The 26860-nt window shown below is 68.8% G+C and carries 23 protein-coding genes; 10 read left to right on the top strand and 13 right to left on the bottom strand.

Annotation, left to right across the window (positions count from 1 at the left end; translation table 11 throughout):
- Positions 1-3 precede the first annotated feature (3 nt).
- From glcF to glcD, 3 genes are read right to left on the bottom strand one after another with little or no spacing between them, the layout of a single operon-like run.
- Positions 4-1230: a glycolate oxidase subunit GlcF gene (glcF, locus tag VV867_RS16465; protein ID WP_328567010.1), complete on the bottom strand. Its 1227-nt coding sequence runs from the start codon at positions 1228-1230 to the stop codon at positions 4-6.
- Positions 1231-1243: 13 nt separating this feature from the next.
- A complete protein-coding gene (glcE, locus tag VV867_RS16460) occupies positions 1244-2323 on the bottom strand; it encodes a glycolate oxidase subunit GlcE (RefSeq protein WP_328567009.1) in 1080 nt (359 codons plus the stop codon).
- Positions 2323-3822 carry a glycolate oxidase subunit GlcD gene (gene glcD / locus VV867_RS16455; protein ID WP_275628221.1) on the bottom strand — a complete coding sequence of 500 codons (1500 nt, stop codon included), beginning with the start codon at positions 3820-3822 and terminating at the stop codon, positions 2323-2325. The genes glcE and glcD overlap by 1 nt, the downstream gene beginning before the upstream one ends.
- A 253-nt stretch (positions 3823-4075) precedes the next feature.
- Between glcD and glcC the strand changes: the two genes are divergently transcribed.
- The 3 genes from glcC (at position 4076) to ubiA (ending at position 6401) form a co-directional block, all read left to right on the top strand.
- A complete protein-coding gene (gene glcC / locus VV867_RS16450) occupies positions 4076-4849 on the top strand; it encodes a transcriptional regulator GlcC (protein WP_109937178.1) in 774 nt (257 codons plus the stop codon).
- A 76-nt stretch (positions 4850-4925) separates the two neighbouring features.
- Complete coding sequence (locus VV867_RS16445; RefSeq protein ID WP_371921205.1) at positions 4926-5483, top strand: chorismate lyase; 558 nt, start codon at positions 4926-4928, stop codon at positions 5481-5483.
- 27 nt (positions 5484-5510) lie between these two features.
- The gene (ubiA, locus tag VV867_RS16440) at positions 5511-6401 is read left to right on the top strand and encodes a 4-hydroxybenzoate octaprenyltransferase (RefSeq protein WP_328567008.1); all 891 of its coding nucleotides are present in this window, start codon (positions 5511-5513) and stop codon (positions 6399-6401) included.
- A gap of 205 nt (positions 6402-6606) precedes the next feature.
- Here ubiA and VV867_RS16435 read toward each other — a convergent pair whose 3' ends face one another.
- Positions 6607-6972 carry a COG4315 family predicted lipoprotein gene (locus VV867_RS16435; RefSeq protein WP_109937180.1) on the bottom strand — a complete coding sequence of 122 codons (366 nt, stop codon included), beginning with the start codon at positions 6970-6972 and terminating at the stop codon, positions 6607-6609.
- A gap of 245 nt (positions 6973-7217) precedes the next feature.
- On the opposite strand from VV867_RS16435, the gene phoB reads away from it, so the two are divergent.
- The 6 genes from phoB to VV867_RS16405 all read left to right on the top strand — a co-directional run bounded on the left by phoB (position 7218) and on the right by VV867_RS16405 (position 13932).
- Entirely contained in the window at positions 7218-7907 is a 690-nt protein-coding gene (phoB, locus tag VV867_RS16430; RefSeq protein WP_089390722.1) for a phosphate regulon transcriptional regulator PhoB, read from the top strand.
- A 39-nt stretch (positions 7908-7946) separates the two neighbouring features.
- On the top strand, positions 7947-9242 hold the full coding sequence (gene phoR, locus VV867_RS16425; RefSeq protein ID WP_328567007.1) for a phosphate regulon sensor histidine kinase PhoR: 1296 nt from the start codon (positions 7947-7949) through the stop codon (positions 9240-9242).
- Positions 9243-9312: 70 nt separating this feature from the next.
- On the top strand, positions 9313-10653 hold the full coding sequence (locus VV867_RS16420) for a hemolysin family protein (RefSeq protein ID WP_109937182.1): 1341 nt from the start codon (positions 9313-9315) through the stop codon (positions 10651-10653).
- A gap of 442 nt (positions 10654-11095) precedes the next feature.
- Positions 11096-12442, top strand: coding sequence for a C4-dicarboxylate transporter DctA (locus VV867_RS16415; RefSeq protein ID WP_442965035.1), 1347 nt, complete (start codon positions 11096-11098; stop codon positions 12440-12442).
- 90 nt (positions 12443-12532) lie between these two features.
- Positions 12533-13234: a FadR/GntR family transcriptional regulator gene (locus VV867_RS16410; RefSeq protein WP_089390718.1), complete on the top strand. Its 702-nt coding sequence runs from the start codon at positions 12533-12535 to the stop codon at positions 13232-13234.
- Positions 13231-13932 (top strand): GntR family transcriptional regulator, encoded by a 702-nt coding sequence (locus VV867_RS16405; RefSeq protein WP_328567006.1) that lies wholly within the window; start codon positions 13231-13233, stop codon positions 13930-13932. Before VV867_RS16410 ends, VV867_RS16405 begins: the two co-directional genes overlap by 4 nt.
- Here VV867_RS16405 and VV867_RS16400 read toward each other — a convergent pair.
- The 4 genes from VV867_RS16400 to VV867_RS16385 all read right to left on the bottom strand — a co-directional run bounded on the left by VV867_RS16400 (position 13922) and on the right by VV867_RS16385 (position 18411).
- On the bottom strand, positions 13922-14818 hold the full coding sequence (locus VV867_RS16400; RefSeq protein WP_089390716.1) for a peptidoglycan DD-metalloendopeptidase family protein: 897 nt from the start codon (positions 14816-14818) through the stop codon (positions 13922-13924). The two genes, VV867_RS16405 and VV867_RS16400, sit on opposite strands and share 11 nt — an antisense overlap.
- 92 nt (positions 14819-14910) lie before the next feature.
- Positions 14911-15804 (bottom strand): response regulator, encoded by an 894-nt coding sequence (locus VV867_RS16395; RefSeq protein ID WP_328567005.1) that lies wholly within the window; start codon positions 15802-15804, stop codon positions 14911-14913.
- 89 nt (positions 15805-15893) lie between these two features.
- The gene (locus VV867_RS16390; RefSeq protein ID WP_328567004.1) at positions 15894-17207 is read right to left on the bottom strand and encodes an MFS transporter; all 1314 of its coding nucleotides are present in this window, start codon (positions 17205-17207) and stop codon (positions 15894-15896) included.
- A gap of 28 nt (positions 17208-17235) precedes the next feature.
- A complete protein-coding gene (locus tag VV867_RS16385) occupies positions 17236-18411 on the bottom strand; it encodes a M20 aminoacylase family protein (RefSeq protein ID WP_109937053.1) in 1176 nt (391 codons plus the stop codon).
- 154 nt (positions 18412-18565) lie between these two features.
- Between VV867_RS16385 and VV867_RS16380 the strand changes: the two genes are divergently transcribed.
- Positions 18566-19516: a LysR family transcriptional regulator gene (locus tag VV867_RS16380; RefSeq protein WP_328567003.1), complete on the top strand. Its 951-nt coding sequence runs from the start codon at positions 18566-18568 to the stop codon at positions 19514-19516.
- Positions 19517-19785: 269 nt separating this feature from the next.
- On the opposite strand, the gene phoU is transcribed toward VV867_RS16380, so the two are convergent.
- The 5 genes from phoU to VV867_RS16355 form a co-directional block, all read right to left on the bottom strand.
- Positions 19786-20514 (bottom strand): phosphate signaling complex protein PhoU, encoded by a 729-nt coding sequence (gene phoU / locus VV867_RS16375; RefSeq protein WP_009614205.1) that lies wholly within the window; start codon positions 20512-20514, stop codon positions 19786-19788.
- Positions 20515-20586: 72 nt separating this feature from the next.
- The gene (gene pstB / locus VV867_RS16370; RefSeq protein WP_109937051.1) at positions 20587-21423 is read right to left on the bottom strand and encodes a phosphate ABC transporter ATP-binding protein PstB; all 837 of its coding nucleotides are present in this window, start codon (positions 21421-21423) and stop codon (positions 20587-20589) included.
- A 55-nt stretch (positions 21424-21478) separates the two neighbouring features.
- On the bottom strand, positions 21479-23155 hold the full coding sequence (gene pstA, locus VV867_RS16365) for a phosphate ABC transporter permease PstA (RefSeq protein ID WP_328567002.1): 1677 nt from the start codon (positions 23153-23155) through the stop codon (positions 21479-21481).
- A gap of 25 nt (positions 23156-23180) precedes the next feature.
- A complete protein-coding gene (locus VV867_RS16360; RefSeq protein ID WP_442965036.1) occupies positions 23181-25157 on the bottom strand; it encodes an ABC transporter permease subunit in 1977 nt (658 codons plus the stop codon).
- Between the two features lie 441 nt (positions 25158-25598).
- Positions 25599-26570: a phosphate ABC transporter substrate-binding protein PstS gene (locus tag VV867_RS16355; protein WP_109937048.1), complete on the bottom strand. Its 972-nt coding sequence runs from the start codon at positions 26568-26570 to the stop codon at positions 25599-25601.
- Between the last annotated feature and the right edge of the window lie 290 nt (positions 26571-26860).

Here is a 26860-nt window from a genome sequence, read left to right as displayed (position 1 = left end):
GCGTCAGCTTCCGGTGGTGAGGGCGTGGTCGACCAGCTCGATCCAGTGCCGGACGGGGGTGCGTCCGGCGCCGTCGAGGTGGGTCTGGCAGCCGATGTTGGCGGTAGCGATCAGGTCGGGCCGACCGCTTTCCAGGGCGTCCAGCTTGTTGTCGCGCAGCTTGTGCGAGAGCTCCGGCTGGGTCAGTGAATAGGTGCCGGCCGAGCCGCAGCAGAGGTGGCTGTCGGGCACCGCGGTGAGGTTGAAACCCAGGCGCCTGAGCACCGCCTCGACGGCGCCGCCGAGCGTCTGGGCGTGCTGCAGGGTGCAGGGGCAGTGGAAGGCCAGGGTCTGGTCGCAGTGCAGGCCGAGGCTTTCCAGGGGCTCGGCGCGGATCACCTCGACCAGGTCCTTGGCCAGTTCGCTGACGCGCTTGGCCTTGGCGGCGTACTGCGGGTCGTCGCGCAGCAGGTAGGCGTATTCCTTGACGAAGGCGCCGCAGCCGCTGGCGGTCTGCACGATGGCCTCGGCGCCGTTCTCGATGGCCGGCCACCAGGCGTCGATGTTGCGCCGGGCGCGGTCGAGGCCGGTATCCTGGGCGTTGAGGTGGTAGTCCACGGCGCCGCAGCAACCGGCCTGGGCCGCCGTGGCGATGCTGATGCCGAGGCGGTCCAGCACCCGCGCGGTGGCCGCATTGGTGTTCGGCGACAATGCCGGCTGCACGCAGCCTTCGAGCATCAGCACGCGGCGCTTGTGGCGCTCCGCCGGGCGCACACCGGCCGGGGCTATGGCCCGCGGCAGGTGACTGCGCAGCGCCACGGGAAGGATCGGCCGCAGCGCCTCGCCGGTGTTCACCAGCGCCTTGAACAGCGCCGGGCGCGGCACGATGGCGCGCAGGCCGCCGCGCAGCAGGCGCTCGCCCAGCGGCCGCGGCACGCGCACTTCGATGGCGGCGCGGCCGATGTCCAGCAGCTTGTGGTATTCCACGCCCGAGGGGCAGGTGGTTTCGCAGTTGCGGCAGGTCAGGCAGCGGTCCAGGTGCTCCTGGGTTTTCTCGCTGACCTGGTCCTGCTCGAGGAACTGCTTGATCAGGTAGATGCGCCCGCGCGGGCCGTCCAGTTCGTCGCCCAGCTCCTGGTAGGTCGGGCAGGTGGCGTTGCAGAAGCCGCAGTGCACGCAGCTGCGCAGGATGCGTTCGGCTTCCTCGGCGTGGGCCAGGCGTTTGGCCGCTTCGCTCAGGTTGGTCTGCATAGGTCTATCCGCGTCAGAAGTCGGCGTACATGCGCCCGGGGTTGAAGATGCCCTGCGGGTCGAGCTGGCGCTTCAGCGAGCGGTGCAGCTTGAGCAGGGGCGCCGGCAGCGGGTGCAGCGGGTCGTCGACCTGGCCCGGGGTGAAGCAGGTGGCGTGGCCGCCGACGGCGCTCACCGCCTGGCGGATCTCCGCGGCGCCAGCCTCGGACTTCAGCCAGCGCTGCGCGCCGCCCCAGTCCAGCAGTTGCTCGCCGGGTAGCGCCAGCGGCGCGCTGAGCGCCGGCAGCGACAGGCGCCAGAGCGGCCGCGGGTCGCGGAAGAAGTCCAGGCGCTGTTCGCGCAGGTCGTCCCACCAGGCGTCGTCCAGGGCCTCGCCGCCGATGCGGTCGCAGGCGGCGCGCACCGAGCCTTCGTTGCCTTCGAAGCGCAGGTACAGGTGCTTGCCGTCGTGGGCCGCGGCGCTCAGCGGCAGCGGCTGCTGGCCCCATTCGCCGAGGCGCAGCAGGGCGCGCTCCAGGGGGATTTCCTGGCGCAGGCTGATGCGGCAGCGCGGCTTGGGCAGGACCTTGAACGAGGCTTCGGTGATCACGCCCAGGCAACCGAAGCTGCCGGCCAGCAGGCGCGACAGGTCGTAGCCGGCGACGTTCTTCATCACCTCGCCGCCGAAGCGCAGGTGGGTGCCCAGGCCGCTGATCAGCCGGGTGCCGAGGACGAAATCGCGCACCGCGCCAGCCCAGGGCCGGCGCGGGCCGGACAGCCCGGCGGCGAGCATGCCGCCGACCGTGGCGTTGTCGGTGAAACAGGGCGCCTCGCAGGCGAGCATCTGCCCGGCGCTGTCCAGCGCGGCGTTCAGCTCGCGCAGCGGGGTGCCGGCGCGGGCAGTGATCACCAGCTCGGTGGGGTCGTAGGAGACGATCCCGGTGTGCCCGGCCACGTCCAGCGGGCGGGCCTCCACCCAGCGGCCGAGGAAGGCCTTGCTGGAGCCGCCGCGGATGGCCAGGGCGGTCTTTTCCGCCAGGGCCTGGCGCACCTGTTCGAGCAGCTCGGCGCTGCGGTCGTGGCCGGCCTGGGGGTCGAAGTGCTGTTGCTGCATCAGAAGCGCTCCAGTTCCGGGAACGGCAGTTGGCCGTGGTGGATGTGCATGGCGCCGAACTCGGCGCAGCGGTGCAGGGTCGGGATGTTCTTGCCGGGGTTGAGCAGGCCCTGGGGGTCGAAGGCGGCCTTCACCGCGTGGAACAGGGTCAGCTCCTCGGCGTTGAACTGGGCGCACATCTGGTTGATCTTCTCGCGGCCCACGCCGTGCTCGCCGGTGATGCTGCCGCCCACCGCCACGCAGAGTTCGAGGATCTTCCCGCCCAGGGCCTCGGCGCGCTCCAGCTCGCCGGGGACGTTGGCATCGAAGAGGATCAGCGGGTGCATGTTGCCGTCGCCGGCGTGGAACACGTTGGCCACGCGCAGGCCGTGCTCCTCGGACAGTTCGCTGATGCCGTTGAGCACGCGCGGCAGCTCGCGGCGCGGGATGGTGCCGTCCATGCAGTAGTAGTCCGGGGAAATCCGGCCCACCGCCGGGAAGGCGTTCTTGCGCCCGGCCCAGAACCTGGCGCGCTCGTCCTCGTCGCGGGCCAGGCGCACGTCGGTGGCGCCGGCCTTGCGCAGCACCGCGTCGACCAGCTCGCAGTCCTCGTGGACGTCGGATTCCACGCCGTCCAGCTCGCACAGCAGGATGGCCGCGGCGTCCACCGGGTAGCCGGCGTGGATGAAGTCCTCGGCGGCGCGGATCGACAGGTTGTCCATCATCTCCAGGCCACCGGGGATGATGCCCTCGGCGATGATGTCGCCGACCGCGCGGCCGGCCTTCTCGACGTCGTCGAAGCTGGCCATCAGCACCTTGGCCACCTGCGGCTTGGGCAGCAGCTTGACGGTCACCTCGACCACCACGCCGAGCATGCCCTCGGAGCCGGTGAACAGCGCCAGCAGGTCGAAGCCCGGGCTGTCGAGGGCGTCGGAGCCCAGGGTCAGGCGCTCGCCGTCGACGGTGATGATGTCCACCTTGAGCAGGTTGTGCACCGTCAGGCCGTACTTCAGGCAGTGCACGCCGCCGGCGTTCTCGGCGACGTTGCCGCCGATGGAGCAGGCGATCTGCGACGACGGGTCCGGCGCGTAGTACAGCCCGTGGGGCGCGGCGGCCAGGGAAATGGCCAGGTTGCGCACGCCGGGCTGCACACGGGCGTAGCGGCCTTCGGGGTTCACTTCGAGGATGCGCTTGAAGCGCGCCATCACCAGCAGCACGCCCTGCTCCAGCGGCAGCGCGCCGCCGGACAGCCCGGTGCCGGCGCCACGGGCGACCACCGGCACCTGCATGCGGTGGCACAGGCGCAGCAGGGTCTGCACCTGCTCGACGTGTTCGGGCAGCACCACCAGCATCGGCGTGCTGCGGTAGGCGGAGAGGCCGTCGCACTCGTAGGGGCGCAGGTCCTCGGCTTCGTGGAGGATCTCCAGGTCCGGCAGCGCGGCGCGCATCTCGGCGAGCAGCGCGGCCTTGTCCACCTTCGGCAGTGCGCCGTCGAGGCGCTCATCGTAGAGGATGTTCATCGGGTCTCACACGGTGGTTTTTCTTATGGGTGGCGCCGCCCCGGCGAACCGGGGCGGCTGCTGGACTGACGGGTCTCAGGTCGGCGCAGACTGGACCGCCGGACGAACCTGCGTCCAGTTGCCGCAGCACTGGTCCTACCAGTTTAGACACTCGACTTTCGGCCAGGAGGCCGTTCAGCGGCCTTATCAAAGCGCATCGGGTAGTCTAGAGTGGCGCCATGCATTCGAACTGGTAGGACCAGTTGGAGGACGAATGGAAAGCCAAAGCAGCGGCGCCCGCGCGCGGGTCGCCGACCAGGTGGCCGAGCGCATCGAGCGGCTGATCGTCGATGGCGTGCTCAAGGTCGGCCAGGCCCTGCCCTCGGAGCGGCGCCTGGTGGACAAGCTCGGCTGCTCGCGCTCGGCGCTGCGCGAGGGCCTGCGCATCCTGCGCGGGCGCGGCATCATCGACACCGAGCAGGGCCGCGGCTCCTTCGTCGCCGACCTCAGCCGGGCCAACGACGCCACGCCGCTGATGCACCTGTTCGCCTCGCAGCCACGGACCCTCTACGACCTGCTGGAGGTGCGCGCCCTGCTGGAGGGCGAGTCGGCGCGCCTGGCCGCGCTGCGCGCCACCGATGCCGACCTGATCCTGCTCAAGCGCCGCTACGAGGAGATGCTCCTGGCCCAGAGCGAGACGCCGCCGCCGGACCCGCGCGAACACGCCCGCCGCGACCACGCCTTCCACCGGGCGATCAGCGAGGCCTCGCACAACCCGGTGCTGGTGCACACCCTGCAGTCGCTCAGCGAGCTGATGCTCAGCACCGTGTTCGCCTCGGTGAACAACCTCTACCACCGGCCGCTGCAGAAGCGGCAGATCGACCGCCAGCACACGCGCCTGTACAACGCCATCGTCGAGCGCCTGCCGGACCAGGCCCAGCGCGCCGCCCGCGAACATATCCACAGCATCCGCGACAACCTGCGCGAGATCGAGCAGGAGGAGCAGCGCCTGGTCCGCGCCACCATGCGCCTGCAGGGCTGGGAATGAGGCGCGGGGGGCGATAGGTCGCAGGCTAACGATCATCGATCCGTGGTACCCTGCGGCGGTCCTACGTCAGCGTTGAATTCCCGTGTCCGACCTTTCCGTACCTCTGCCGAACTGGCTCAACGAAGACCAGTTGCCGGCGAACGTCGAACCCGCCGTGCACGACTGGCTGTTCGACCAGGGCTCCCTGACCCGCCGCCTCACCGCCCTCGCCGAAGGCGCCTTCAGCGTCGAACCGCTGCTGGAAGGCTGGCAGGTGCTGCGCAACGACGAGTGCACCGCCCTGGGCGTGCCCAGCCACAGCCAGGGCTGGGTGCGCGAGGTCTACCTGCGCGGCCACGGCCAGCCGTGGGTCTTCGCCCGCAGCGTGGCGGCCCGCTCGGCCCTGGAAGCCTCGGGCTTCGACCTGGCGCAGCTGGGCAGGCGCTCGCTCGGCGAGCTGCTGTTCAGCGACAGCGCCTTCCGCCGCGACGTCATCGAGGTGTGCCTGTACCCCGCGCCCTTCCTGCCCCTGGAAGTGCGCCGCGTGCTGCTCTGGGGCCGCCGCTCGTGCTTCCGCCGCGACCGCCTGGGCGTGCTGGTGGCCGAGGTGTTCCTGCCGCGCCTGTGGCGCGCTGCCGGAGTCGAGGCCGTATAATCCTCCGATCGTCCGTCGGAGCCCGCCATGTTCGCCGCCCTGATCAAACCCCTCGCCCGCCTGCACCCCCGCGCCTGGGACTTCATCCAGCTGACGCGCATGGACAAGCCCATCGGCATCTACCTGCTGCTGTGGCCGACGCTGTGGGCGCTGTGGATGGCCAGCGGCGGCCTGCCCAGCCTGAAGAACCTGGTGATCTTCGTCCTCGGCACCGTGCTGATGCGCGCCGCCGGCTGCGTGATCAACGACTTCGCCGACCGCGACTTCGACGGCCACGTGGCGCGCACCAAGGCGCGGCCCCTGGCCACCGGGAAGATCAGCGTGAGCGAGGCCTGGATCGCCTTCTTCAGCCTGCTGGCCTCCAGCTTCGTGCTGGTGCTGTGCACCAACGAGCAGACCATCTGGCTGTCCTTCGGCGGCGCCGCCATCGCCGCGCTCTACCCCTTCATGAAGCGCTACACCTACTACCCGCAGGTGGTGCTGGGCGCGGCCTTCTCCTGGGGCATCCCCATGGCCTTCACCGCCGCCAGCGGCACGCTGCCGGCCGCGGCCTGGCTGCTGTTCTTCGCCAACGTGCTGTGGACGGTGGCCTACGACACCTACTACGCCATGACCGACCGCGAGGACGACCTGAAGATCGGGGTGAAATCCACCGCCATCCTCTTCGGCGACGCCGACCGGGTGATCAACCTCAGCCTGCAGGGCCTGATGCTCCTGCTGCTGGTGCTGGCCGCCGGCAAGCTGCACATGGGCCTGTGGTTCTACGCCGGCCTGGTGGTGGCCGCCGGCTGCTTCGCCTGGGAATTCCACTCCACCCGCGAGCGTGATCCGCAGGCCTGCTTCAAGGCCTTCCTGCACAACCACTGGGCGGGCCTGGCGATCTTCGTCGGTACCGTGGTGGACTACGCGCTGCGCTGAGCCTGGCGCCTACCCTACGGGCAAGGCACGGCTTCCTGTAGGAGCGAGCTTGCTCGCGAACAAATGCGGTGCCATGCGGTTCGCGAGCAAGCTCGCTCCTACAAGAGCAGGATGTATCGCCCTACGCCCCGTGCTCCCTGTAGGAGCGCGCCCTGCGCGCGAATCGCGGGCAGGGCCCGCTCCTACAGGGGTATCCCCCGCCGCATCACGGCTTGGCGATGTGCCAGGCGTTCATCTTGCCGTCGCCCTTCACCTCGCCGGCGGCCTTGTCCTGGACGAAGGTGTACAGCGGCTTGCCCTTGTAGGCCCACTGCTGGGTGCCGTCGTCGCGGGTGATCACGCTCCAGTCGCCGCTGGCCATGGCGCCGGTCTCGGCGGCCAGGGGCGGCCAGTTCTGCGCGCACTTGTCGTTGCACACCGACTTGCCGCCGCTGTCCTTGTCGAAGGTGTACAGCGTCATGCCCTTGGCATCGACCAGCATGCCGTTCTTGGTGGTCGCCGGTTCCGCCGCCTGCGCCGCCATGGCCGGCAGCGCCAGGCACAGGGCCAGCGCCAGGTGTTTGCAATTCATCGTGAATCTCCTCTTCTGAGGTCGGACTCGCAAGGGAGGCGCGGCCGGAATCGGCGGCAGGTCGGGCAGGCCGTCACAACGGCCCCGGGAACGCGCGTGGGGCCGCCCGGTGGGGGCGGTCACATCAGCATAGTAGAGCGCCCCGCCACCCGCCGGCATGTGCCTCGGCTAACATGCCCGCGTCACATCGCTGTAATAATTCCGTTATCTAATGCGGCGCAGTACAGAATTCCCGAGGCGAGACCATGGTTGGCAAGACAATCCTCATCGTTGACGACGAAGCGCCGATCCGCGAGATGATCGCCGTGGCCCTGGAGATGGCCGGCTACGAATGCCTGGAGGCGGAGAACGCGCAGCAGGCCCACGCCACCATCGTCGACCGCAAGCCGGACCTGATCCTGCTCGACTGGATGCTGCCGGGCACCTCCGGCATCGAGCTGGCGCGGCGCCTGAAGCGCGACGAGATGACCCAGGACATCCCGATCATCATGCTCACCGCCAAGGGCGAGGAGGACAACAAGATCCAGGGCCTGGAGGTCGGTGCCGACGACTACATCACCAAGCCCTTCTCGCCGCGCGAGCTGGTGGCGCGGCTGAAGGCGGTGCTGCGCCGCACCGGCGCCGGCGACAGCGAGACGCCGATCGAGGTCGGCGGCCTGATGCTCGACCCCATCAGCCACCGCGTCACCATCGACGGCAGGCCGGCCGAGATGGGCCCCACCGAGTACCGCCTGCTGCAGTTCTTCATGACCCACCAGGAGCGCGCCTACACCCGCGGCCAGTTGCTCGACCAGGTGTGGGGCGGCAACGTCTACGTCGAGGAGCGCACCGTCGACGTGCACATCCGCCGCCTGCGCAAGGCCCTGGGCGAGGTCTACGAGAACCTGGTGCAGACGGTCCGTGGAACCGGCTATCGTTTCTCCACCAAGAGCTGACCGCGCCCCCGCGCCTGATATTCACAAGGAAAGGACCTGGTGAACCAAGACTGGCGTGGCGCCCTGATCCGCCATCTGCTGTTGCTGATAGTCGCCGCCGCGCTGATAGGCGTGGTGAGCGGGCAATACGCCTGGGCCCTGGCCGGCTGCCTGGGTGTCTACCTCGGCTGGACCCTCTGGCAGGTGCTGCGCCTGCACAAATGGCTGAAGAACCACCGCGAGGACGAACCGCCACCCGACGGCTACGGCCTGTGGGGCGAGGTGTTCGACAGCATCTACCACCTGCAGCGGCGCAACCAGCGCGCCCGCGGACGCCTGCAGGCAGTGATCGACCGCATGCAGGAGTCCACCGCGGCGCTGCGCGATGCGGTGGTCATGCTCGACGCCGACGGCAACCTGGAGTGGTGGAACCTCGCCGCCGAACGCCTGCTCGGCCTGAAGAGCCCGCAGGATGGCGGCCAGGCGGTGACCAACCTGATCCGCAACCCGCGCTTCAAGGAATACTTCGCCCGCGGCGACTACCAGGAGCCGCTGGACATGCCCTCGCCGGTGGACGACAAGCTGCTGCTGCAGTTCCAGATCACCCTCTACGGCAACGGCGAGCACCTGATGCTGGCCCGCGACGTCACCCGCGTGCAGCGCCTGGAGCAGATGCGCAAGGACTTCGTCGCCAACGTCTCCCACGAGCTGCGCACGCCGCTGACGGTGATCGCCGGCTACCTGGAGACCTTCCTCGACAACGCCGAGAACATCAACCCGCGCTGGGCCCGCGCCCTGCAGCAGATGCAGCAGCAGGCCGCGCGCATGCAGGCCCTGCTCAACGACCTGCTGCTGCTGGCCAAGCTGGAGGCCACCGACTACCCGGCGGACAACAAGCCGGTGGCGGTGGACCTGATGCTGCTGGCCATCCGCAACGACGCCCAGGCGCTGTCCGGCGCCCGCGGGCACCGCATCAGCCTGGAGGCCGACCCGAAGGTGAAGCTCAAGGGCAGCGAGGCGGAGCTGCGCAGCGCCTTTTCCAACCTGGTGTTCAACGCGGTGAAGTACACCCCCGAGGGCGGCGAGATCCGCATCCGCTGGTGGGGCGACGAGCAGGGCGCGCACCTGGCGGTGCAGGACAGCGGCATCGGCATCGACCCCAAGCACCTGCCGCGCCTGACCGAACGCTTCTACCGCGTGGACTCCAGCCGCAACGCCAGCACCGGCGGCACCGGCCTGGGCCTGGCCATCGTCAAGCACGTGCTGATCCGCCACCGCGCCACCCTGGACATCAGCAGCGTGCCGGGCAAGGGCAGCAGTTTCGTCTGCCACTTCCCCCGGCAGCAGGTCGCCTGAACCAACGTCGTCTTGCCACGGCCGCACGCTGCCGCCATGCTTACTCGCTCATTCATCAGCCAACAGAACCATGGACCCTTCCCCCAGTAGCGAATTGCTGACCTATTTCGCCGATTTCGGCCTCGTACTCTTCGCCCTTCTCCTCGTCCTGCTCAACGGCTTCTTCGTCGCCGCCGAGTTCGCCATGGTCAAGCTGCGCTCCACCCGCGTGGAGACCATCGCCAAGCAGCACGGCTGGCGCGGCAGCATCCTGCGCAAGGTGCACAACCAGCTCGACGCCTACCTCTCCGCCTGCCAGCTGGGCATCACCCTGGCCTCCCTGGGCCTGGGCTGGGTCGGCGAGCCGGCCTTCGCCGAGCTACTGGAGCCGCTGCTGGCCGCGGTGGGCGTGCATTCCGAGGAAGTCATCCGCGGCGTGTCCTTCTTCAGCGCCTTCTTCATCATCTCCTACCTGCACATCGTGGTCGGCGAGCTGGCCCCCAAGAGCTGGGCGATCCGCAAGCCGGAGCTGCTGTCGCTGTGGACCGCGGTGCCGCTGTACCTGTTCTACTGGCTGATGTACCCGGCCATCTGGCTGCTCAACGCCAGCGCCAACACCATCCTCAAGATCGCCGGCCAGGGCGAGCCGGGCCCGCACCACGAGCACCACTACAGCCGCGAGGAGCTCAAGCTGATCCTGCACTCCAGCCGTGGCCAGGACCCCAGCGACCAGGGCATGCGCGTGCTGGCCTCGGCGGTGGAGCTGGGCGAGCTGGAAGTGGTGGACTGGGCCAACTCCCGCGAGGACCTGGTCTACCTGGAACGCCACGCGCCGCTGGCCGACGTGCTGGCGACCATCCGCCGGCACAAGTACAGCCGCTACCCGGTGTTCGACGCCGAGAAGGGCGAGTTCACCGGCCTGCTGCACATCAAGGACCTGCTGCTGGAACTAGCGACCACCGACAGCCAGCCGGAAACCATCGACCTCGACGAGCTGGCCCACCCGCTGGAGCTGGTGACCAAGCACATGCCGCTGTCGCGCCTGCTGGAGCAGTTCCGCCAGGGCGGCGCGCACTTCGCCCTGGTGGAGGAGGCCGACCACAAGGTGATCGGCTACCTGACCATGGAAGACGTGCTGGAAGTGCTGGTCGGCGACATCCAGGACGAGCACCGCAAGACCGAGCGCGGCATCCTCGCCTACCAGCCGGGCAAGCTGCTGGTGCGCGGCGACACCCCGCTGTTCAAGGTGGAGCGCCTGCTGGGCATCGACCTCGACCACATCGAGGCGGACACCCTCGCCGGCCTGATCTACGAGACCCTCAAGCGCGTGCCGGAAGAGGAAGAAGTGCTGGAAGCCGACGGCCTGCGCATCATCGTGAAGAAGATGAAGGGGCCGAAGATCGTTTTGGCCAAGGTGGTGAAGTTGGATTGAAGCGGCTGCAAGCTGCAAGCTGCAAGCTGCAAGCTGCAAGCTGCAAGCTGCAAGCTGCAAGCTGCAAGCCAGGGCATGGAGCCATGGCGGTGTTTTCGTAGGGCGCATAACGCCTACGGCGTTATCCGCCAATCGCGGACAAAGTCCGCTCCTATACGGTGTTTCCTGGGACTGTAGGAGCGGACTCCGTCCGCGATTGGCCTCGCCGCCCATACCGGTCTGACCAGTTGAATCCCCCTGCCGACTTCCCCCGAACAGAATCCCGCCCCCCGCAAGACCATCGATCTAGAGCCTAAATCCTCTCTAATCCCCCCTTCTCCGGAACCATTCGTCGCACCATCCCCCACGCCGTACTTGCCGGCGGCGCCCCATGGGCATACCCTGAACTGGTCTGACCGGTAATACCAGAACAATAACTGCGCGCCTCAGCCCTCCCCCGTGGATGCGGACGGGCGCAGACAACGGAGACCCCCCAATGCTCATCCACCGCTGTTCCCGCTCGATCTTCCTGCAAGTGGTGCTCGGCCTGGCCCTCGGCGTGCTGTTCGGTGTCGGCCTTCCGGACTTCTCGGCCCAGCTCAAGCCGCTGGGCGACGGCTTCATCAAGCTGATCAAGATGCTCATCGCGCTCATCGTGTTCTGCGTGGTGGTCAACGGCATCTCCGGCGCGGGCGACCTGAAGAAGGTCGGGCGCATCGGCCTGAAGTCGGTGGTCTATTTCGAGATCCTCACCACCCTCGCCCTCCTCCTCGGCCTGCTGGTGGCCTACGGCAGCGGCCTGGGCAGCGGCGCCAACATCGACCTGAACGGCCTCTCCGCCGGCGATGCCGCGACCTACACCGCGCACACCAAGGACATCCACGGGCCGGTGGACTTCATCATGGGCCTGATCCCCACCTCGGTGTTCAGCGCCTTCGCCAACAACGACATCCTCCAGGTGCTGGTGTTCGCCGTGCTGTTCGGCAGCGCCCTGAACCTGGTGGGTGAACAGGCCAGCGGCGTGGCGCGGCTGATCAACGAGTTCAGCCACGTGGTCTTCCGCATCATGGGCATGATCGTGCGCCTGGCGCCGCTGGGCGTGTTCGGCGCGGTGGCCTTCACCACCAGCCGCTACGGCCTGGAGTCGCTGAGCCACCTGGGCGCCCTGGTGCTGGTGTTCTACCTCACCTGCATCGTCTTCGTGTGCCTGGTGCTGGGCACCGTGCTGCGCCTGAGCGGCGTGCGCCTGCGGCCGTTCCTGCGCTACTTCCGCGAGGAACTGCTGATCGTCCTCGGCACCGCCTCTTCCGATGCCGTGCTGCCGCAGGTGATGCGCAAGCTGGAGAACATGGGCATCCGCAGCTCCACCGTGGGCCTGGTGATCCCCACCGGCTACTCCTTCAACCTCGACGGCTTCTCCATCTACCTGACCCTGGCGGTGGTGTTCATCGCCCACGCCACCGGCACGCCGCTGGCCATCAGCGACCTGCTGACCATCCTGCTGGTGTCGCTGGTAACCTCCAAGGGCGCCCACGGCATCCCCGGCTCGGCCCTGGTGATCCTCGCCGCCACCCTCGCCGCGGTACCGGCCATCCCCGCCGCCGGCCTGGTGCTGGTGCTCTCGGTGGACTGGTTCATGGGCATCGGCCGGGCGCTGACCAACCTGATCGGCAACTGCGTCGCCACCGTGGTCATCGCCCGCTGGGAAAACGACATCGACCTGCAACGCACCCGGGCGGTACTGACTGGCGAACCCGGCGCCACCCAGAATGTGACGCCCGCCTCGAGCAAGGGCGAACTGCGCGGCTGACCACAGCCGCCACGCGTACCGCGCCCCTGGGTGCGGTGCGCAATGGTGGGGCCGGATGGGCCCCTCCTACTTACTGCCTCAGGAGTCACCATGTTTTCCTCATCCAAGCTGGTCAATTCAGTGGTTCAGAAACTGCTAGACACCATCGAACAGGGGCGCTGGGCGGCCGGCCAGATGCTGCCGGGCCAGCGCGAACTGGCCGAGCAGCTGGAAATCAGCCGGCCGAGCCTGCGCGAAGCCATCACCGTGCTGGAGACCCTCGGCGTGGTCCGTTCGCTGCCCGGCAAGGGGGTGATGGTGCTGGAGCGCGAGGAAGGCGCCCTGCGCGAGATCCGCGCCCCGGCCACCGCCACCCTGGAGGACGTGCTGCAACTGCGCTACGCCCTGGAGCCCTTCATCGCCGGGCTGGTGGCGCAGAGCATCGACAGCGATTCCCTCGGCCGCCTGCGCCTGCTGCTGCTGGACATGCGCGAAGCGGTGGAGGACGGCCGCACCGCCGCCCTGGTCGAGGCCTACAACGCCTTCCACCGCAAGCTGGTGGCGCTGACCTCCAACCCGATCTTCCTCAGCGTCTCGCAGCAGATCGGCGGCGCTCTGGAGCAGAGCGACCACCTCATCCAGCGCAACGCCGCCCACGCCGAGGAACTGCTGGCCGAGCACGAGGCCATCGTCCGCGCCATCCGCCAGCACGACAGCGAAGGCGCCAGCCAGGCCATGCGCCAGCACATTCTCAACGAAGGCCTACGCCTGAACCTGGTGCTGCGCGTGCCGGAAGCGGGGACGGGGCGATGAACGGCGAAACGGGCCCGCGCCGCCGGGGCCAGGCCCAGCGGATCTACGAGGACCTGCACGCGGCCATCCTCTCGCGGCGCCTGCGCCCCGCCGCGCCGCTCAGCCAGGAAACCCTCGGGCGGATCTTCCATGCCGGCCCCAGCAGCGTGCGTCGCGCCCTGCAGCGCCTGGCCCGGGAAGGCGCGGTGGAACTGGCGCCACGGCGCATCGCCAGCGTCGCCCGCCCCGACCCGCAGCACCTGCGGCAACTGCTGGAAACCCGCCTGCTGCTGGAAAGCGACATGCTCCGGCGCCTGGCCGGGAACCTGGACGGCGAGCGCCTGGCGGAACTGCGCGACCTGCTCGCCGCCCAGCGCCGGTGCCTGGCCGCAGGCGACGCGCTGGGCGCGCAGGACCTGGCCCAGCACCTGCACCTGCGCCTGGCGCAGCTGTCCGCCAACCCCCTGCTGCCCGACCTGCTGGGCCCGCTGCTGGAGCGCCTGGCGGTGAGCATCGCCCTCGGCCGCGGCCAGGCCCACACCGCGGACAGCTGCCGGCAACAGGGGGAAATGCTCGAAGCCCTCGGCGAAGGTGACGCACAGCGCGCCTGTGCCTGCCTGGAAAGTTACCTGCGCGGCATGGGCGAGCGCCTGCGCTTCGCCCCGCCGCCGACCACCGACCTGCGCGCGGCCTTCGCCGGGAAGCTGGCTACTCCTTGACCACCGCGAAGTTCGGCAGGGTGCCCACCGGCTGGGCGAAGTCGTAGGGGATGGATTCCAGCGCCAGGCCGACGTTGCGCTGCACCACGAAGTGCAGGTGCGGGCCGCTGCTGTTGCCGGTGTTGCCCGAGCGCGCCAGGGGCGTGCCGACGCCGACGCGCTGGCCCTCGCTGACCAGCACCGAGCCACGCATCAGGTGCAGGTAGACGCCCATGGTGCCGTCGTCGTGGAGGATGCGCACGAAGTTGCCGGAGGGGTTGTTGCCACGGCCGCTCTGGGCGTTCTCCACCTTCACCACGGTACCGCCGCGGGCGGCCACGATGGGCGTGCCCTCGGGCATGGCGATGTCCAGCGCGTAGCGGCTCTTGGGGGTGAAGTGGCTGTACTTGCCGTTGGCGCCCTGGCTCAGGCGGAAGGGCCCGCCGCGCCAGGGCAGCGGATAGTCGTAGGGCACCGGCTGCAGGCGCGGGTCGCCCAGGGCGTAGCGCAGCCTGGGCTTGTACTGCATCGGCCGCGACGCATCGCGCGGGCTCAGGGTGGCCAGGCGGATGGCGCTGCGCGGCGCCAGCACCCAGCGGATCGGCCGCTCCGGCGCGCCCACGGCGTTCTGCGCGGCGTTCACGCTCAGCTCCACCTCCACCGGCGCGTAGAGGTCATTGCGCACCTGCAGGGTCTCGAAGCCGTCGTGCCTGAGCGTCTGCAGCTTCACCTGCTGCTCCAGGTGCTCGACCATGCGGTCGCGGAAGACGAACACCTGCGCACCCGCCACGGCCTTGTCCGTGTAGGTGACCACGCCATTGGCGTCGACGTATTTGTAGATGGTCACGGCCGCAGCCGGCCCCGTGGCCATCCATAGGCCACAAAGGAAGAAAAGGCGCCCTAGCATGTCGACTCTGGTTATAGGTATTCGACGCCAGCAAGACTAGCAGCCGCGCCCGGCAGCGGCGAGCCGCCGGCCGTCGGGCTGTGAAGCAGGCCTCAGGCGCCGGGGACGTAGTGCTTCTGGGTGCTGCCGCGGGCGATCAGCCGCGACAGGTAGTCGAGCTTCTGCGGGTCCTGGTCGACGAAGCGCAGCAACAGCAGCAGCCACTCGCTGTCGGGCTTGGGCTCCAGCGCCGCCACCGAGTGCAGGTAGCCGTTCAGGCGCGCCACCTCGTTGTCTTCCTCAAGGTCCAGCACCGCGGTTTCCAGCACCTGCGGCAGCACCTGGCCGCGCTTCACCACCAGTTGCGCCTCCTTCAGGCTGAGCCCGCGGATCACGCAGGGCAGGCTGGCGTTGGGCAGGCGCAACTGGCCCTGGCCCTTGCCCCGCGCAGAGGCGGCGGCCGGTGCGGCAGCAGGCGCCGGGCGTGCCGGAGCCGGGGCTGCAGCCGGCGCGGCCGTGGGGCGCACCACCTCGGCCTTGCCGCCGGTGAGGGCGGCGAGGGAGTCGTTCGGCGGGCCGCCGGCCAGGCTCCGCTGCGGCGCCGAGGCCAGCAGCGTGTCGAGCTTGCCGCTGCGGCTCAGGGCCTTGCGCACCTTGCTCACCAGCTGGTCGTTGGAGAAGGGCTTGCCGATGTAGTCCGACACCCCGGCCTGGATGGCCTGGACCACGTTCTCCTTGTCGCCGCGGCTGGTCACCATGATGAAGGGCACGTCCTTCAGCGGCGCCTGGGCGCGGCACCAGCCGAGCAGTTCGATGCCGGACATCTCCGGCATCTCCCAGTCGCAGAGGATCAGGTCGACCGCGTGGCGGGCGAGGTGCTGCTGGGCCTTGCGGCCGTTCACCGCCTCCTCTATGCGCAACCCCGGAAAATGGTCGCGCAACCCCTTCTTCACCAGGTCGCGGATGAAGGGTGCATCATCCACCACCAGAACACTGACCTTGCTCATCGTCGACTCCCTGGAACGCCAAGGCGAAGGATAGCCTCGGGCGCTGGCAGGATGCCATGCCGGCGTGACCGGTCGGACACGTCCGTCACTCAATCCAGCGTTCGCCCGGCGGTTTCCGGCGCCATGCGCAACCCGGCCAGGCACAGCAGGATGGCCCCGACCATGTACCAGGCCGGCGCGTTCGGGCTACCGGTCAGGCCGATCAGCCCGGCGGCGAAGAATTGCGCGAAGCCGCCGAACAGCGCCACGCCCACGCAGTAGGTGACCGACAGCCCGGTGGCGCGGATCGCCGCCGGGAACAGCTCGGGCAGGATCGCCAGGGAAGCCACCATGCAGTAGGTCAGCGGGATGTTGAGCAGCCCCACGATCAGCAGCAGCGTAGCGAGGCTCGGGGAGTGGTTGAGCAGCAGGAACGCCGGGTAGATCGCCAGCAGCAGGATCGGCAGCGGCCAGAAGATCGAGCGGCGCCGGCCGATGCGGTCGCTCAGGCGCCCGGCATGGGGCGCCAGCAGCAGCGACGGCAGGCAGCTCACCACCGCCGCCCAGGTAGCGACGCCCAGCGGCATGCCGAGCACGCCGATGGCGTGGTTGGCCAGGTAGAACTGGGTGATGTAGACCGGCACCGAGACGCCGGTCACCAGCAGCACGCCGGTCACCAGTTGGCGCGGGTGCCGGCACAGCAACGCCAGGCCCTGGCTGGCCGGCGCCGGCTGGCGGTCGCCCTGCGCCTGGGCGGGCAGGGTTTCCTCCAGGCGGTAGCGGATGTATTCGCTGATCGGGATGGCCAGGATGCCCACCGCGAAGACCGCCCGCCAGCCCCAGGCGTCCATGGCCTCGGCGCTGAGCAGGTTGCTCAGGGCCAGCACCACCAGTGCGCCGATGAGCACGCCCAGGCTCTGGCTGAACACCTGCCAGCTGCAGTAGAAGGCCCGCGAGCCGGCCCCGGCGTACTCCATCAGGATGGTGGTGGCGGTCCCCACCTGGCCGCCGACGGCGAAGCCCTGCAGCAGCCGCGCGAGTATGACCACCAGCGGCCCGAACAGCCCGGCCTGGGCGTAGGTCGGCGCCAGGGTGAACAGCAGCGCGCCCAGGGCCATCAGCCACAGCGTCAGGCGCATCGCCGCCTTGCGCCCGACACGGTCGGCGTACAGGCCGATCACCAGGCCGCCCAGCGGGCGCATGACGAAGCCGGTGCCGAACACCGCGAAGGACAGCAGCAGGGACGTCAGCGGGTTTTCTCCGAAGGGGAAGAACAGCCGCGCCATCAGCGTGGCGAGCAGGCTGTAGACGAGGAAGTCGTAGAACTCCAGGGCGTTGCCCAGGCATACCGCGGCGATGGCGCGGGTGCGCCCGGCGCGGGAGGGTTCGGCACTCACAGCGAAGGAAGTCGTTCTTGTTGTCATGTCGGTATTCCCTGCTCGGCTGGAGGGTTCAGGCCAGGAAGCGCTGCGCCAGGCGCACCCAGAGGGTCGCGCCCAGCGGCAGGATGCGGTCGTTGAAGTCGTACCCGGGGTTGTGCACCGCGCAGCCGCCCTCGCCGTCGCCATTGCCGATCATCAGGTAGCAGCCGGGCACCTGCTCCAGCCAGAAGGCGAAGTCCTCGCTGGCGTGGATCGGCCGCGGGTCGGGCACCAGGCCGTCCTCGCCGAGCCAGTCGAGGACCAGCTGGCGGACCAGTTCCGCGCACTCGACGTCGTTGACCAGCACCGGGTAGCCGTCCGCCTCGACCTCGATTTCGGCGCGGGCGCCGAAGCTGCCCGCCTGCTGCCGCGCCAGCTCGCCGATGCGCCGCAGCAGCAGTTCGCGCACCTGCGGGCTCAGGGCGCGCACGCTCAGGCGCAGCTCGGCGCTGTCGGGGATCACGTTGCTGGCGTCGCCGGCCAGGAAGGCGCCGACGGTGAGCACCGCCGCCTCGGACGGCGGCACGTTGCGCGACACCAGGCTCTGCAGGGCGGTGACCAGCGCCGCGCCGGCCAGGATCGGGTCCACCGTCTGCTGGGGCATGGCGCCGTGGCCGCCGCGGCCGTGGATGAGGATCGTCAGGCTGTCGGCCGAAGCCATGCACGGCCCCGGCATGACCATGAAACGCCCCTCGGCCAGGCCGGGCAGGTTGTGCATGGCGAACAGGGCGTCGCAGGGGAAGCGCTGCAGCACGCCCTCGTCGAGCATGCGCTTGGCCCCGGAGCCGCCATGGCCTTCCTCGGCGGGCTGGAAGAACAGGTGCAGGGTGCCGCGCCAGCTGCGCTCGCGGGCCAGCTCGCAGGCCGCGGCCAGGAGCATGGCGGTGTGCCCGTCGTGGCCGCAGGCGTGCATCTTGCCGGGCACCTGGCTGCTCCAGGGCAACCCGCTCTGTTCCTGGATGGGCAGCGCGTCCAGCTCCGCGCGCAGGCCCAGCGCCGGGCCGGGGCCGTTGCGCAGGGTGCCGATCACCGCGGTGCCGGCCATCTCGGCCACCTCGTAGCCCCAGGCGCGCAGCCGCTCGATGACCCGCTCGCGGGTGGAGTACTCTTCGAAACCCAGTTCGGGTTCGGCATGGATGGCCCGGCGCAGTTCGACCATTTCCGGGACGATAGCGGCTATGCCCGGCGCGATGCAGGCTTTGTTCATCGGCTCGCTCCTGTTTTCTTGTGGGATTGGACTGGATCGATGCCTGGACCGGCCGGTGCGCTAGGCGTGAATTACCCTAGCGCTGGCGCCCGCTGCGCATAAGCCAAAAAAATGTTGTCGTGACGATCTCCGGTGTTCGGAGGGGGGACCCACCTTGAAACTGCATCAGTTGCAGGCCCTGGTAGCGGTGGCGGACGGCGGCGGCATCCGCGCCGCGGCCCGTGGCCTGGGCCTCAGCCAGGCCGCGGTGACCCGCGCCCTGCGCGAGCTGGAGGAGGAGCAGGGGCTGCCGCTGCTGATGCGGCACGCCGGCGGCGCCCGCCTGACCACCGCCGGGCAGGTACTGCTGCCCCGCGCCCGGCAGATCGCCACCCAGCTGGAAAGCGCCCGCCAGGAGCTGGCCAGCCTGCGCGGCGAAGGCGCGGCGTCGCTCTGCGTCGGCGTCACCCCCTGGTTCGGCCAGACCCTGCTGGGCGAGGCCCTGCAGGCCTTCCGCAAGGACATGCCGCACGTCCAGCTGGAGCTGTACGAGGGGTTGCAGGCGCTGATCCTGCCGCTGCTGCGCACGGGCCGCATGCAGTTCGTCCTGGGCCCGGCGTGCATCCTCCAGGGCGCGGAATTCGTGCACCAGCCCCTGGCGTACTACCGCATGCAGGTGGTGGCCCGCAACGACCACCCGCTGGCCGCGGCGCGCTCGCTGAAGCAGCTGCTGGACCACGACTGGACGATGAACTTCACCGACGACCGCTACGCCGAGACCACCTACGAGCTCTTCGGCCAGCACGGCCTGCAGATCGCCCGCGAGCGCATCGTCTGCGCCCATTCCTCGGGCATGCTCAGCAGCCTGATCGTGGATGCCGGCCTGCTCGGCTACGCCCCGCAGCCGATGCTGCTCTGCGAACCGTTGCGCAGCGGCGCACGGGCCCTGGAGCTAGAGGAGCCGTTGCCGGATGGGGATATCAGCATCATCCGCCTGCGCGACCAGGGGCTGGACGCGACCTCGCGGCATTTCATCCATTGCCTGCAGCAGGCGCTGAAGCACAACAGCCGCGCCCGCGATCCGCAGGGGCGGCGGTTGGCGGAGATGCTGACGTTGAGTTTCTGAGGCGGCCAAGACTACGGCGCGCTTCGCAGGAGCGGACTCCGTCCGCGATTTCGCGCGCAGAGCGCGCTCCTACAAGGGCCTACCGCGACTACGTTGGCGTTCGGCGAGCACGGCTTTCGTAGGAGCGAGCTTGCTCGCGAATGAGCCCCGCTGCGGAGTCTGTTCGCGAGCAAGCTCGCTCCTACGAAGAGCACCTGGCGCTGCCGGCTAGGCAGTTCCCACCCATACAGCGATGAACACCTCGGCGCCGCCATGGGCATAGGTGTGGCTCAGCTATCGGACTTGCCCTGTACCTCTTCCTTCATGCGCGTCAGGCCGATGTGGCGGACGTCGGTGCCGCGCACCAGGTAGATCACCAGTTCGGCGATGTTGCGCGCGTGGTCGCCGATGCGCTCCAGCGAGCGCAGGGCCCAGATGACGTTGAGCACGCGGGAGATGGCCCGCGGGTCTTCCATCATGTAGGTCACCAGTTCGCGCAGGGCGGTCTTGTACTCGCGGTCGACGGTCTTGTCGTACTGCGCCACCGACAACGCCAGGTCGGCGTCGAAACGGGCGAAGGCGTCCAGCGCCTCCTGCACCATCTTGCGCACCTGGCCGCCGATGTGGCGCACCTCGACGTAGCCGCGCGGCGACTCGCCTTCCTCGCACAGCTGGATGGCGCGGCGGGCGATCTTCGAGGCCTCGTCGCCGATGCGCTCGAGATCGATCACCGACTTGGAGATGCTGATGATCAGGCGCAGGTCGGAGGCCGCCGGCTGGCGGCGGGCGAGGATGCGCAGGCATTCCTCGTCGATGTTGCGCTCCATCTGGTTGATCTGGTCGTCGATCTCGCGCACCTGCTGGGCCAGGCCCGAGTCGGCGTCGATCAGCGCGGTGACCGCGTCGTTGACCTGTTTCTCCACCAGCCCGCCCATGGCGAGCAGGTGGCTGCGCACGTCCTCCAGCTCGGCGTTGAACTGCTGGGAGATGTGATGGCTGAGACTTTCTTTGTTGATCATGTGGTTTCGCTCCGCGAAAGCTGCAGGCTACGCGCCGAAGGTTGCAGATTTATTGCGACCGCCGCCTGGCCCTCAGCCGTAGCGCCCGGTGATGTAGTCCTCGGTCTGCTTCTTCGCCGGGTTGGTGAAGAGCGTGTCGGTGTCGCCGAACTCGATCAGCTTGCCCATGTACATGAACGCCGTGTAGTCGGAGACCCGCGCGGCCTGCTGCATGTTGTGGGTGACTATCACGATGGTGAACTTGGATTTCAGTTCGTAGATCAGTTCCTCGATCTTCAGCGTGGAGATCGGGTCGAGCGCCGAGCAGGGTTCGTCGAGCAGCAGCACTTCCGGCTCCACCGCGATGGTACGGGCGATCACCAGGCGCTGCTGCTGGCCGCCGGACAGGCCCAGGGCCGACTCGTGCAGGCGGTCCTTCACCTCCTCCCACAGGGCTGCACCCTTGAGCGCCCATTCCACGGCCTCGTCGAGGGTGCGCTTCTTGTTCACGCCCTGGATGCGCAAGCCGTAGACCACGTTCTCGTAGATGGTCTTGGGGAAGGGGTTGGGCTTCTGGAACACCATGCCGACGCGGCGGCGCAGCTCGGCCACGTCCACGCCGCGGGCGAAGATGTCGTGGCCGTCGAGGCGGATCTCGCCTTCCACGCGGCAATCGTCGACCAGGTCGTTCATGCGGTTGAAGCAGCGCAGCAGGGTCGACTTGCCGCAGCCGGACGGGCCGATGAAGGCGGTCACGCGCTGCTTGGGGACCTGCATGGCGATGTCGAACAGCGCCTGCTTCTGGCCGTAGAACAGGTTCAGGCCGGGCACTTCCAGGGCCACGGTTTCCTTGTCCAGGCGCAGGCCCTCGCGGATCGGCCGGCCGAGGGCGGCGAGGTCGATGCCATGGCGATGGGGTTCTTGTTGCATCTCGTCTCTCCCGTTGGAGGCTCGGGCCGCCGCCTGCACGGGCGGCGGCCGCGGATCAGTTTTCCAGCGCCTTGTACTTCTCGCGCAGGCGGTTGCGGATGGCGATGGCGGAGAAGTTCAGCAGGGCGATCACCAGCACCAGCAGCAGCGCGGTGGCGTACACCAGCGGCCGCGCGGCCTCGACGTTGGGGCTCTGGAAGCCGACGTCGTAGATGTGGAAGCCCAGGTGCATGATCTTCTGGTCCAGGTGCACGTAGGGGTAGTTGCCGTTCACCGGCAGCGACGGCGCCAGCTTGACCACGCCCACCAGCATCAGCGGCGCCACCTCGCCGGCGGCGCGGGCCACGGCGAGGATCAGGCCGGTCATCATGGCCGGGCTGGCCATGGGCAGGACGATCTTCCACAGCGTCTCGGCCTTGGTCGCGCCCAGGGCCAGGGAGCCCTCGCGGATCGCCCGCGGGATGCGCGACAGGCCTTCCTCGGTGGCCACGATCACCACCGGCACGGCGAGGATCGCCAGGGTCAGCGAGGCCCAGAACAACCCCGGGGTGCCGAAGGTCGGCGCCGGCAGGGCCTCGGGGAAGAACAGCCGGTCGATCGAGCCGCCCAGCACGTAGACGAAGAAGCCCAGGCCGAACACGCCGTAGACGATGGCCGGCACCCCGGCGAGGTTGTTCACGGCGATGCGGATCACCCGCGTCAGCAGGCCCTGGCGCGCGTACTCGCGCAGGTAGACCGCGGCGATGACGCCGAACGGGGTGACGATCACCGCCATCACCAGGGTCATCATCACGGTGCCGAAGATCGCCGGGAAGATGCCGCCCTCGGTGTTGGCCTCGCGCGGGTCCTCGCTGAGGAACTCCCAGAGCTTCTTGAAGTAGAACGCCAGCTTGGCGCCCAAGCCCATGGCGTTGGGCTGGTAGGCGTGGACCAGCTTGCCGAGGCTGATCTCCAGCTCGCGGCCGCCGGCGTCGCGCATCACCACGCTGTCGCGGTTGAACTGCTGGCGCAGCTCCGTCAGCTTCCCTTCGTATTCCTGGTAGCGCCCCTGCAGTTCGGCGCGCGCGGCGGCCAGGTCGGCCTGGGCGGCGGCGTCCAGCCCATCGTGCAACTGCAGGCGGCGCTCCTTCAGGCGCAGGCGCTCCAGTTCGTGGTTGACGCCGCCGATGTCCTTCTTCTCCAGCTGGTAGAGCTGGCCGTACAACCCTTCCACCCGCCGCAGGCGGGCCTGCAGCTCGGGCATGGCGTCGGCGCCCCGGGCCAGCACCTGGCCGTCCTGCTTCACGCTGACCAGGTAGCCGTAGAAGTTGCCCCACTCGCGACGCTCCAGGGTCACCAGCTCCCGCGGCCAGCGCCGCTCGGTGAGCCAGTCGCCGATCACCCAGGAGAAGTCGCTGCCGTAGAGGTCGCGGTTGCCCAGCTTGAGCAGTTCGCGGGTCATGAACTCCGGGCCTTCGGCGGGCACCGGCAGGCCGGCGCCGCGCAGGCGCTCGCGCGGCACTTCCTCGACCTGCACTTCTTCGCCGATCAGCACCCTGGCTTCCTGCCCCGGCACGCTGTAGCGGGCCTCCAGCACGTCGGCCGGCCAGAAATGGCCGAGGCCGCGCACGGCGATGACGGCCAGCAGGCCGAGGGTCATGATCACCGCGATGGAAACCGCGCCGGCGTTCATCCATACCCAGGGAGAACCGCTGGCGAACCAGGCTTTCACCGAATCCTGTTTCTGTTTCACCGAAAAGAGCCTCTTCAGACGCCGGTCAGAGCGACGCGTATTTCTTCCGCAGCCGCTGACGGATCAGCTCGGCCAGGGTGTTCATCACGAAGGTGAAGGTCAGCAGCACCAGCGCCGAGAGGAACAGCACGCGGTAGTGGGTGCTGGCCACCGCCGACTCGGGCATTTCCACCGCCACGTTCGCCGCCAGGGTGCGCATGCCCTGGAAGATGTTCATGTCCATCACCGGGGTGTTGCCGGTGGCCATCAGCACGATCATGGTCTCGCCCACCGCGCGGCCCATGCCGATCATCAGCGCCGAGAAGATGCCCGGGCTGGCGGTCAGGATCACCACGCGGGTGAGCGTCTGCCAGGGCGTGGCGCCCAGGGCCAGGGAGCCGTCGGTGAGGCTGCGGGGCACGCTGAAGATGGCGTCCTCGGCGATGGAGAAGATGTTCGGGATCACCGCGAAGCCCATGGCCAGGCCGACGATCAGGGCGTTGCGCTGGTCGTAGGTGATGCCCAGCTCGTGGCTTATCCACAGGCGCATGTCGCCGCCGAAGAAGGCGGTTTCCAGGTGCGGGCTGAGCCACAGGGCGAAGGCGCCGACGCCGAGCACCACGGGGATCAGGATGGCCGCTTCCCAGCCGTCCGGCAGCGCCAGGCGGATACGTTCGGGCAGGCGGCTCCAGAGCAGGCCGGCGAGCAGGATGCCCAGCGGGGTGAGCAGCAGCAGGCTGAAGATGCCCGGCAGGTGGCCTTCGACGTAGGGCGCAAGGAACAGGCCGGCGAAGAAGCCGAGGATCACCGTCGGCAGCGCTTCCATCAGCTCGATCACCGGCTTGACCTTGCGGCGCATGGCCGGTGCCATGAAGTAGGCGGTGTAGACGGCCGCGGCGATGGCCAGCGGGGCGGCCAGGATCATCGCGTAGAAGGCCGCCTTGAGGGTGCCGAAGGTCAGCGGCGCGAGACTCAGCTTGGGCTCGAAGTCGGTGGTGGCGGCGGTGGATTGCCAGACGTACTGGGGCTTGTCGTAGTTCTCGTACCAGACCTTGCCCCAGAGCGCGTTCCAGGAGACCTCCGGGTGCGGGTTGCTCAGGTCGAAGCCGTGCAGTTGGCCGCCCTGCTCCAGCAGCAGGCGGTTGGCCCGCGGCGACAGGGCCAGCACGCCGCTGGCCGGTGCCACCTGCTGTTCCAGCAGGGTGCGGTGCGCGGTGCTGTGGAACACGCCGAGCTCGCCGGCGCTGTCCAGGGCGACGAAGCCCTTGCGGCGCTGCTCGGGGACGATGGCGGTGATCGGCTTGCTGCCCAGCTGGAAGTCGCGCACGTGCGCCAGGCGCGGCTCGCCGTCGGTGTCGCGGGCCATGAACCACTGGCTGATGCCGCCGTCGGAATTGCCGATCATCAGCGAGATGCCGCCCAGCAGCTGGGCGCTGGCGGTGACCTCGCGGTTGGCATGGTCGAGCAGCTTGTAGCGGCCGTTGAGCTGACGGGTGCGCAGGTCGAAGACGTCGGCCTGGGCGCGGCCGTTGATGACGTACAGCCACTGCTTGCGCGGGTCCATGTAGATCGCCTTCACCGGGTCGGCGATCTGCGGCAGGTTCACGGCTTCCCGCTCCAGGCTGGTCTCGCCGGTGAGCATGTTCTCCTGGCTGGTCAGGCTCAGCAGCAACATCTGGCTGCCGGTGGAGGCGGCCAGCAGCAGGCCGTCGTCGTCGGAGGCAAGGGCCACGTGCTCCAGCGCGCGGCCCTGCGGGTCGAGGCTGATGGGCGCCTCGCCGTAGGGGTAGTCGACCTGCGGGGTGATGGTCTTGCGGTTGTCCGGGTAAGTGACCTGGTAGCTGTGCTGGAACACCAGGGCCTGGCCGTTGGACAGGCCGAGCGCCACCATCGGGTGCCCCGGCTGGTCCTCGGCGATGGAGACCACCTGGCTGCCGGCCGGCAACTTGAGCGCCTGGCGGCTGAGTTCGGCGCCGCTGTCCAGGTCGAAGAACAGCACCTGGCCGTCGGCGGCCACGCGCATGGCGACCTGGTTCTGCTCCTCGATGCTCAGCAGCAGGGGCGCCTGCACGTCCTTCAGCCAAGCCGGGGCCAGGGGGGCGCGGGCATCCAGCTCGGCGCCGCGGAACAGCGGCAGCACCACGTAGGCCAGGTAGAAGAAGATGAGGGTAATGGCCACCAGCACCGACAGCCCGCCGACCAGCACGTACCAGCGCGTCAGGCGGTCCTTGAGGGCGCGCATGCGGCGCTTGCGGCGCAAGGTCGGAGTATTGAAGTCGATCCGCTCGGGGGAAGAGTTGCTCATTGCTGAAGTGGCCAGGTCGTTCATGGGGCGACACGCTTGCGGCAGTCTATGACAGAAACATGACACTGAGATGACGAGACGAAGCCCGTCGGCAGTTGCCTGCCAACGGGCCGGATCACCTACCGCTCAGCCCAGGGACGGCTGGCGGGCCGGCGCTACCTAGAGTCCCAGCTCCTTGACCGCCTTCGCCGCGACCTTGGACGGCAGCGGGATATAGCCGTCCTTGACGACGATTTCCTGGCCGCTCCTGGACAGCACCATCTTCAGGAACTGCGCCTCCAGCGGGTCCAGCGGCTTGTTCGGCGCCTTGTTCACGTAGACGTAGAGGAAGCGGGCCAGCGGGTAGGTGCCGTTCAGCGCGTTCTGCTCGTTGTCCTCGACGTAGGGGTCGCCCTGCTTCTTGGCCAGGGCCACGGTCTTCACGCTGGCGGTCTTGTAGCCGATGCCGGAGTAGCCGATGCCGTTGAGCGACTGGCTGATGGACTGCACCACCGAGGCGGAGCCCGGCTGCTCGTTGACGTTGGGCTTGAAGTCGCCCTTGCACAGGGCCTCTTCCTTGAAATAGCCGTAGGTGCCGGACACCGAGTTGCGGCCGAACAGCTGTACCGGCTTGTTGGCCCAGTCGCCGCCCAGGCCCAGGTCGCTCCAGGTCTTCACGTCCTGCTTGGCGCCGCACAGGCGGGTGGCGGAGAAAATGGCGTCGACCTGCTGCATGGTCAGGCCCTTGATGGGGTTGTCCTTGTGCACGAAGACGGCCAGGGCATCGACGGCGACGGGCACGGCGGTGGGCTTGTAGCCGTACTTCTGCTCGAAGGCCTGCAGCTCGACGTCCTTCATCTTGCGGCTCATGGGGCCGAGGTTGGCGGTGCCCTCGGTGAGCGCCGGCGGGGCGGTGGAGGAGCCAGCGGCCTGGATCTGCACGTTCACGCTCGGGTACAGGCGCTTGTACTCCTCGGCCCAGAGGGTCATGAGGTTGGCCAGGGTATCCGAGCCCACGCTGGACAGGTTGCCAGAGACGCCGCTGGTCTTCTGGTAGTCCGGCAGCGCCGGGTCGATCGCCGCGAAAGCGCTGGCAGCGCCCACGCCGGCGGCGGCGAAGGTCAGCGCCGCCATCAAACGCTTGAGTTTCATGCCTTGCTCCTTGGGGAAAGGCCGACTGGCTGGAATTCGGCGCCACGCGTTGGGGCGCGAGCAGACTCTATGAAAGCAATGTGACAGCCAGATGAAAACCGACGGGCTCGAAGGAGAAATGTGACGGTATTTATTACGGAATATTTCAGACGTAGGGCGAATAACCGTTCGCGGTTATCCGCCGCTGGCCTTGGCGCGGGAGCCAACGGCATTGCCGGCCTGCCGGCCGGATCGCGGATGAGATCCGCTCCTACAGGAGGGGGAGGCCTGGCGCGAGGGGTGAAGCGTAG

Source organism: Pseudomonas sp. JH-2, assembly GCF_036231725.1.
GTDB classification, from domain to species: domain Bacteria; phylum Pseudomonadota; class Gammaproteobacteria; order Pseudomonadales; family Pseudomonadaceae; genus Pseudomonas; species Pseudomonas delhiensis.
The sequence above is the reverse complement of the archived record's forward strand: the minus strand, read 5'-3'. Positions and strand labels throughout refer to the sequence as shown.

Excerpts from the sequence above, each read along its gene's own strand:
- glcE (WP_328567009.1), bottom strand. The coding sequence starts at position 2,323 with ATGCAGCAACAGCACTTCGACCCCCAGGCCGGCCACGACCGCAGCGCC.
- phoU (WP_009614205.1), bottom strand. The coding sequence starts at position 20,514 with ATGATCAACAAAGAAAGTCTCAGCCATCACATCTCCCAGCAGTTCAAC.
- VV867_RS16390 (WP_328567004.1), bottom strand. The coding sequence starts at position 17,207 with ATGACAACAAGAACGACTTCCTTCGCTGTGAGTGCCGAACCCTCCCGC.
- glcD (WP_275628221.1), bottom strand. The coding sequence starts at position 3,822 with ATGAACATCCTCTACGATGAGCGCCTCGACGGCGCACTGCCGAAGGTG.
- VV867_RS16415 (WP_442965035.1), top strand. The coding sequence starts at position 11,096 with ATGCGGACGGGCGCAGACAACGGAGACCCCCCAATGCTCATCCACCGC.
- VV867_RS16385 (WP_109937053.1), bottom strand. The coding sequence starts at position 18,411 with ATGAACAAAGCCTGCATCGCGCCGGGCATAGCCGCTATCGTCCCGGAA.
- VV867_RS16405 (WP_328567006.1), top strand. The coding sequence starts at position 13,231 with ATGAACGGCGAAACGGGCCCGCGCCGCCGGGGCCAGGCCCAGCGGATC.
- phoB (WP_089390722.1), top strand. The coding sequence starts at position 7,218 with ATGGTTGGCAAGACAATCCTCATCGTTGACGACGAAGCGCCGATCCGC.
- VV867_RS16395 (WP_328567005.1), bottom strand. The coding sequence starts at position 15,804 with ATGAGCAAGGTCAGTGTTCTGGTGGTGGATGATGCACCCTTCATCCGC.
- ubiA (WP_328567008.1), top strand. The coding sequence starts at position 5,511 with ATGTTCGCCGCCCTGATCAAACCCCTCGCCCGCCTGCACCCCCGCGCC.
- VV867_RS16355 (WP_109937048.1), bottom strand. The coding sequence starts at position 26,570 with ATGAAACTCAAGCGTTTGATGGCGGCGCTGACCTTCGCCGCCGCCGGC.
- glcF (WP_328567010.1), bottom strand. The coding sequence starts at position 1,230 with ATGCAGACCAACCTGAGCGAAGCGGCCAAACGCCTGGCCCACGCCGAG.
- pstB (WP_109937051.1), bottom strand. The coding sequence starts at position 21,423 with ATGCAACAAGAACCCCATCGCCATGGCATCGACCTCGCCGCCCTCGGC.
- VV867_RS16420 (WP_109937182.1), top strand. The coding sequence starts at position 9,313 with ATGGACCCTTCCCCCAGTAGCGAATTGCTGACCTATTTCGCCGATTTC.
- VV867_RS16400 (WP_089390716.1), bottom strand. The coding sequence starts at position 14,818 with ATGCTAGGGCGCCTTTTCTTCCTTTGTGGCCTATGGATGGCCACGGGG.
- glcC (WP_109937178.1), top strand. The coding sequence starts at position 4,076 with ATGGAAAGCCAAAGCAGCGGCGCCCGCGCGCGGGTCGCCGACCAGGTG.
- VV867_RS16435 (WP_109937180.1), bottom strand. The coding sequence starts at position 6,972 with ATGAATTGCAAACACCTGGCGCTGGCCCTGTGCCTGGCGCTGCCGGCC.
- VV867_RS16410 (WP_089390718.1), top strand. The coding sequence starts at position 12,533 with ATGTTTTCCTCATCCAAGCTGGTCAATTCAGTGGTTCAGAAACTGCTA.
- VV867_RS16360 (WP_442965036.1), bottom strand. The coding sequence starts at position 25,157 with ATGCGCGTGGCCGCCGACGGCCAGGTGCTGTTCTTCGACCTGGACAGC.